This window comes from Mesorhizobium sp. M7A.F.Ca.MR.176.00.0.0 (assembly GCF_004023165.1).
Classification (GTDB): domain Bacteria; phylum Pseudomonadota; class Alphaproteobacteria; order Rhizobiales; family Rhizobiaceae; genus Mesorhizobium.
The window spans coordinates 26,917-31,085 of sequence record NZ_RZTC01000007.1 but is presented as its reverse complement, the minus strand read 5'-3'; the positions used below and the strand labels follow the sequence as shown (position 1 = coordinate 31,085).

Here is a 4,169-nt window from a genome sequence, read left to right as displayed (position 1 = left end):
GTCAACGGTCCGGGCGAGTCCAAGCATGCCGACATCGGCATTTCGCTGCCCGGCACCGGCGAGACGCCGACGGCGCCGGTCTTCGTCGACGGCAAGAAGGCGGCGACGCTGCGCGGGCCATCAATCGCCGCGGATTTCGAGAAAATGGTCGCCGACTATATCGAGCAACGGTTTGGTCGCAGCAAGGCCGCGGCGGAGTAGGCGCGATGCAGCGTTTCCTGAGGGCGACGCTCGTTTTGCTTTGCGCCCTGGTCTGCTCGACAGCTGTTCGGGCGGATCCACCGCAATCCGCCAAGCAGCGGCTGATCGACAGGGTCTGCACCCTGATCCAGTCCCATGCCGACCAGAACGGCCTGCCCAGGGATTTCTTCGCCCGGCTGATCTGGAAGGAAAGCCGTTTCGATCCCAACGCCGTCAGTCCGGTCGGCGCCGAGGGCATCGCCCAGTTCATGCCGGGCACCGCCAAGATGCGCGGGCTCGCCAATTCATTCGACATCAACCAGGCGATCCCGGCTTCGGCTAGATATCTCGCTGAAATGAAAACCGGCTATGGCAATCTCGGCCTGGCGGCGGCCGCCTACAATGCCGGTGAGAGCCGGGTGTCGCGCTGGCTCAGCTCCGGCGGCTTTCTGCCGATGGAAACCGAAAGCTATGTCTTCGACATCATGGGCGAGCCGGCCGACAAGTTCACCGACCGGGCCTATGCCGGAAAGATCGAGCCGCTCGATGCAAAGACGGATTTTGCCATTGCCTGCCGCAAGCTGCCGGTGATCATGTCGCGGACGGTGGCCATGGCTTCGATCAACATAAAGCCGTGGGGCATCCAGGTGGCCGGCAATTTCCGCCGCAGTGCGGCGATCAACCAGTGGCTCAGGGTAAGGAGCCGGTTCCCGGCCCTACTCAACGGGCATGATCCGGTGGTCAGCCGGGTGCGCACGCCGATCGGCCGGCGCGGCATCTACGCGGTCAGGATCGGTGTCGACCGCCGCGCCGATGCCAACGTTATTTGCCAGAAATTGCAAAGTGTCGGTGGGGCGTGCGTGGTGGTGCGCAACCGGTAAATTTGGCCGCTGCAGGCATGGTGTTTGTCCGAGAGAGGCATTTAAAAGCGATAGCCGTGACGTCGCATCCAGCAAAGATTTCAGCTATAGCGGCCGCCATCCTTACTGGGCGGCGGCCCTGTCTTTGACGAGCAGCATGGGTCTCAACATGTTCGATGGATACATCATCTGCGGCACGCCGAGGACCGGAAGCACGCTGCTGTGCAAGCTTCTGGCATCCACGAAGACGACTGGCGATCCGCACTCATTCTATCGGCGGCAGGATGTGCTGGAGTGGGCTGAAGAGTGGAAGCTGCCCGATCGCGACACGATGAGTGAGCTCGACTTCAATGTCGCCTATCTCAACGCGGCGATGGCTGCGGGCAAGGGTGGGACCGGCCTCTTCGGCCTTCGCTTAATGCGCGAAAATCTGGATGAACTCTCGGCAACCCTCGACCGGATTTTTCCAAAACTGCCGTCCGACAGAGCGCGTCTTGAAAAGGCCTTTGGCCGCGTCCTCTACATACACCTCTCGCGGGAGAACAAGCTCGCGCAGGCTGTCTCCCTGATCAAGGCGGAGCAGACCGGTCTTTGGCATATCGCTCCCGACGGCACCGAGATCGAAAGGGTCGCACCGCCGAAAGAGCCCCAATATGATTTCGAGCGGATCAAACGAGAGGTCACGGAACTCGAGACCTATGATGCGGCATGGAACATTTGGTTCGCTGAGCAAGGCATAACCCCGCTTCGGGTTGGCTACGAGCGCCTTTCGAGCAATCCGGCGGCGACGTTGCTAGGCATCTGTGAAGTTTTGGATGTCCGAGCACCAGACGCCGAAGATATAAGCCCCGGCGTTGCAAAGCTCGCTGACGCGACAAGCCTCGACTGGATGCGTCGCTATCGCCTGGACGCGGCGGCCTGACGCATTGATGGGCCGCAGCTGGAAATTTGGAGTATAGGCGGAGAACTATGACCGACCCTATCTACAGCGATCCTGACTTCGTCCAGTTCTATGATATTGAGAACCAAAGCGGCCGCGCCGATTTTGAATACTGTATCGGTCTTGCCGTAAATCGCGGCTCGGTCCTCGATCTCGGCTGTGGCACTGGCCAACTGGCTGCCGAACTTGCCGATGGGCATAGTGTCACTGGCGTTGACCCGGCATCGGCGATGCTCGACGTCGCGCGGCGCAGGGCCGGCGGCGACAGGGTCGACTGGGTCGAGGCTGACGCGCGTACTGTTCGGCTCGGGCGGCGTTTCGATCTGGTCCTGCTCACCGGGCATGCGTTCCAGGTTTTCTTGACAGGCGAGGATCAGATGGCGGTGCTGGGCACCATCACTGAGCATCTCGCTCCTGGCGGGCTCTTCATTTTCGACACACGAAATCCCGCCGAGGAGGAATGGCTGGAATGGACGCCGCAGCGCTCCGAACGGGCGGTTACGCATCCCGACCTCGGCACGGTCAAAGCCTGGTATGATGCCGGACACGATGCCGCTACCGGCATCGTCACCTACTCGACCTTCTATGACATTCCGGGCGGTAGACCTGTTCTGGGCGCCGAATCCAAGATCGCGTTCCCCAAGAAGGAAGATCTTGCGCGGATGCTGGACGAGGCTGGCCTGTTGGTCGAGCAGTGGCTGGGTGACTGGCACGGCACGCCTTATGGCGTGACCTCGCCGGAAATCATCCCGATCGGCCGGTTGCGCCGATCGGCCTGACCAATAGGGCCGGCTTTTACGCCGTCTTGGCCACCACCGTCTCGCTGAGCCATGTGCCGATCTTGGTGCCCAGGCGGTCGGGCGAAACGGGCTTCGGCAGATAGTCGTCCATGCCAGATTCGATGCACTTGTCGCGATCGCCCTTCAGCGCGTGCGCGGTGACGCCGATGATCGGGATGTGGGCGCCCGTCGAGACCTCCATCGCCCGGATGGCGCGGGTCGCCTCATAGCCGTTCATTTCGGGCATCGAAACGTCCATCAGGATCAGCTTGGGGCGCAGCGCCCGGTACATTTCGACCGCCGTGCGGCCATTGCCGGCGATGCGGTAGCTCAAGCCCAACCCATTGAGGATCTGGCCGAAGACCAACTGGTTCACGTCATTGTCCTCGGCAATGAGGATGTCGATCGGTCCGTTCGGCGCGGTTGTCAATTCCGGCGCTGCCGTGACCGGCATTGCCGGGCCGCGGATGACAGTGAAGGCGGGCGGCGCTGCCAGGGAAGCCTGCACAATCGGTTCACGGACGAACCGCGCCTTGCCGACCTGCGAACGGGCCTTCTGAATCACCGAGATGACGGTGCCGAGCAGCACCGCGGAGCGCGCCGGTTTGGTCAGATGCGCGGCAATGCCGAAGTCGATGATCATCTTACCGAAATCGACCTGGTCGACCGAGGTCAGGATAACGATCGGGATGGCCGACAGGCGGCTGTCGGAAGCAATGGCTCTGGCGACGTCGGCGCCGTTCATTCCCGGCATCTGGTAGTCGAGGATGATGCAGTCGACAGCGGCGCCCAACTGAAAGGCGCGGTCGAGGAAGGCCAGCCCAACCGCGCCGCTTTCGGCGGCGGCGCAATCGAAGCTCCAGCTTCTGAGCTGCTCGAGCAGGATTTCGCGGTTGACCGGATTGTCATCGATGACCAGCACGCGCGCGCCGGTGACGTCGACCGGCACGATCTCGTCGCGCGCCGCGGCCTGATGCGCGGGCAGCGGCACCGCGAACCAGAACACCGAGCCGCGGCCGATCTCGCTTTCGACGCCGATCTTGCCTGCCATCAGGTCGACGAGGCGGGCGGCGATGGCCAAGCCAAGCCCCGTGCCTTCATGACGGCGGGTGGACGAGCCGTCCACCTGCGCGAATTTTTCGAACACGTTCTGCAGTTTCTCGGCCGGTATGCCGATGCCGGTGTCCTCGACGCGGATCTTGAGTTGGACCACGTCGTTGACGATTTCGCCGCCGACATCGATCAGCACATGACCCTTTTCGGTGAACTTCACGGCATTGCCGAGCAGGTTGGTGATGATCTGCCGGAACCGGCCGGCGTCGCCGACGACATGGGCCGGCAGGCGCGGGTCGACACGCACGATCAGTTCAAGGTTCTTTTCGGCGACGCGCGCCGAGACCAGCGTCGCCA

Annotated in this window: 4 protein-coding genes and 1 pseudogene; 4 read left to right on the top strand and 1 reads right to left on the bottom strand. The window is 62.5% G+C overall.

Annotated elements, in window-relative coordinates:
• The 4 genes and pseudogenes from ispG to EOB59_RS04420 form a co-directional block, all read left to right on the top strand.
• Positions 1–201, top strand: a pseudogene (ispG, locus tag EOB59_RS35940) (4-hydroxy-3-methylbut-2-en-1-yl diphosphate synthase); the annotation flags it as partial.
• Positions 202–206: 5 nt separating this feature from the next.
• Positions 207–1,061, top strand: coding sequence for a lytic transglycosylase domain-containing protein (locus EOB59_RS04430; RefSeq protein WP_128287752.1), 855 nt, complete (start codon positions 207–209; stop codon positions 1,059–1,061).
• A 136-nt stretch (positions 1,062–1,197) separates the two neighbouring features.
• Positions 1,198–1,962, top strand: a complete 765-nt coding sequence (locus EOB59_RS04425) for a Stf0 family sulfotransferase (protein WP_127397034.1) — start codon at positions 1,198–1,200, stop codon at positions 1,960–1,962.
• Positions 1,963–2,009: 47 nt separating this feature from the next.
• The gene (locus tag EOB59_RS04420; protein ID WP_128287751.1) at positions 2,010–2,759 is read left to right on the top strand and encodes a class I SAM-dependent methyltransferase; all 750 of its coding nucleotides are present in this window, start codon (positions 2,010–2,012) and stop codon (positions 2,757–2,759) included.
• Between the two features lie 16 nt (positions 2,760–2,775).
• Here the strand turns inward: EOB59_RS04420 and EOB59_RS35935 are convergent.
• Positions 2,776–4,169: response regulator (locus EOB59_RS35935; protein WP_245486523.1), on the bottom strand; the 1,394-nt coding region annotated here is incomplete at its 5' end.